Consider the following 2,290-nt stretch of genomic DNA (forward strand, 5'->3'; position numbering starts at 1 on the left):
ATGGGGCGCCCGCACCTGCTCGGCCAGCCGCTGCACCATCGCCATCGCCGGCGAGTGCAACAGCGGCGAGTGGTGCACCCAATCCGCCTGCAGGTCGCGCAGGGCCAGCTTGTACTGCGCCGGCGGCACCAGCGGCATCAGCCGGGCCAGCTCTAAGGAGCCTGCCAAACAAGCTGCCAAGTCTGGACTTTTTCCCTTGGCGCCTGCACCCGTCAGCGCTGCGACCAACTGCTCCAGGCGCTGCCGGGCCTGCGTCTCGCGCTCGCGGTGCTGCGCCAGCTCGGAGGCCATCGCGTTCATGCTGCGTGCCACGTCGCCGAATTCGTCCCGGCTGTCGATGGCGATGCGGTGCGACAGGTCGCCCCGATGCAGCGCGTTCACGCCGTCGCGCAATGCCGCGAGCGGGGCGCGCAGCGCACGCCCGAAGTAGCCGGCCAGCAACAGCGCGGCCAGGCAGAGCGCTGCGGAGGCGCCTGCCCACAGCCCGCGCGCCTGCGCGAGCGAAGCGTCGGCCGCCTTGCGTTCACGCGCCACCGCGGCGGCTTCGCGCTGCATGCTGTCGTTCAGGAGCGTGCGAAGGTCATCCCCATCCGGGCGGTCGAAACGATCGGACAGCGCCTGCCAGGCGGGGCGCGCATCGGCGTCCGCTTCCAAGGGCCGGATGTCGCGGCTCGCGATCTCAAGCGCGTCCACGGCCTTCTGCAGGCGCGCCAGCACGTCGGCGCGCTGCGACACTTGCGCCGCAGCACTGCCGGCTGCCGGCGATCCCGACGTCTGCCGCGTAAGGCCATCGAGCCTGCCGAGCGTCTGGCGCATGTCGGCCAGCAGCAGCTCGCGCTGGGCCGGGTCGGCACCCGCATTGGCCTCCCGCTGCGCGGCCCAGGACCGCAGCCGCTGCTTGGCCACCGACAATTCGACGAAGGCCACGTGGATATCGCTGGCCACACGCCCGCGCTGCACCTGGTGGTCGGCCTCACCGAGCCGCCAGAGGGCCACCGCGCCTTGCAGGGCCGAGGCCAACCCGAGCCCGGCCAGGGCCAACGTGAGCTTGGTTCTGAACATGTGTCATTGTCGCCGAGGAAACAGACCTCCAGCGTTGCGCTGCGCTAGCGTTCATGCGGCGTTCATGTTCCGTTCAGCCCTCCGTCATCCGCAGTTCAGGTCGGGTTCATCACGCCGCGGTGCAATACCTTCTCCAACCACAACGCACCGGAGTGCACATCATGAAGTTCCGTTCCGCCGCCCTCACCTCTACCCTCATGCTTGTACTAGGCACCGCCGCCGCGCAAGCCCCAGTAGTCAACAAGTCGATCACCGAAACCGAAGTCCTGGCCGCGCAACGCGCCTGGGGTGACGCCCTGGTGGCGATCAGCACCACGCACGAGCGCCAGGGAGCTGCCGCCGGGCGCCGGCTGGCCGAGCAGGTGATCGACGGAGCCTACGGCTACCAGTTCGGCCCGGTGCTGTTCAAGCCGACGCTGACCGAGGCGCCGCAGACTTTCCGCACCACGCGTTCTGGCGCACTGGCCTACTTCGTCGGCGGCGATGCCAGCTTCCCCAAGGATACCGGCTTCGCCCTCAAGGGCTGGCGCAAGGTGGACGTGACCAACGCGGCGATCTTCATCGCCGGCGACGTCGCCACCTCGATGGGCAACGTGTCGATCACCGACAAGGACGGCAAGGTCACCACCGTGGACAAGACCTGGAAGTTCCTTAAGGACGACAGCGGCAAGCTGCGCATCGTCGTGCACCACTCGTCGCTGCCGTACCGCGCCAACTGAGTGCGCTCCGGGCCGGGCTTTGCACCCGGCCCTGTCGCGCTACTTCTCGCGCACCAGCAGCAGCGCCGGGCGGCAGCGCGAGGCGACTCGCGCGGCCACGGAGCCCATGGCCGTGTGCCGGCTGGCGCCGAACCCCAGCGAGCCCATGACCAGCAGGTCCAGCCGGCTCTTCGTGGCGTGCGCCGCGATCTCGTCGCCGGGCACACGGCCGATGAGCCGGACTTCCTTCGATGCCAGTCCGGCGCCGTCCAGTACTTCGCGCACCGGCGCGAACACGCTTTCGAAGGCGGCCTTGTGCATCGCCTCGATCTGTTCCGGCTTGATGCCGGTCTCGACCGCGCGCTCCAACCAGCCCGGCACAACGATCTTCGTCAGTTCAGGGGCCATGTGGATCAGCGAGATCGCGGGAGCCGGGCCGAACAGCTTGCGGTGTCTGGCCACGAAACGCGCTGCCGCCAGCCCATACGGGCTGCCATCGAGCGCGATGCCGAGCTTGAGCGAATCCTTGC

The 2,290-nt window shown here is 69.1% G+C and carries 3 protein-coding genes; 1 reads left to right on the plus strand and 2 read right to left on the minus strand.

What is annotated here, in order from left to right; translation table 11 throughout:
* Nucleotides 1-1,062: HAMP domain-containing protein (locus tag RMP09_RS16170; protein WP_310567011.1), on the minus strand; the 1,062-nt coding region annotated here is incomplete at its 3' end.
* A gap of 161 nt (nucleotides 1,063-1,223) precedes the next feature.
* Here RMP09_RS16170 and RMP09_RS16175 point away from each other — a divergent pair.
* On the plus strand, nucleotides 1,224-1,781 hold the full coding sequence (locus RMP09_RS16175) for a hypothetical protein (RefSeq protein WP_137918458.1): 558 nt from the start codon (nucleotides 1,224-1,226) through the stop codon (nucleotides 1,779-1,781).
* Nucleotides 1,782-1,820: 39 nt separating this feature from the next.
* Here the strand turns inward: RMP09_RS16175 and RMP09_RS16180 are convergent.
* The coding region (locus RMP09_RS16180) for a universal stress protein (RefSeq protein WP_310567012.1) at nucleotides 1,821-2,290 on the minus strand (470 nt) is incomplete at its 5' end.

The sequence above is a fragment of the Hydrogenophaga sp. genome, assembly GCF_031426985.1.
GTDB lineage: Bacteria > Pseudomonadota > Gammaproteobacteria > Burkholderiales > Burkholderiaceae_C > Hydrogenophaga.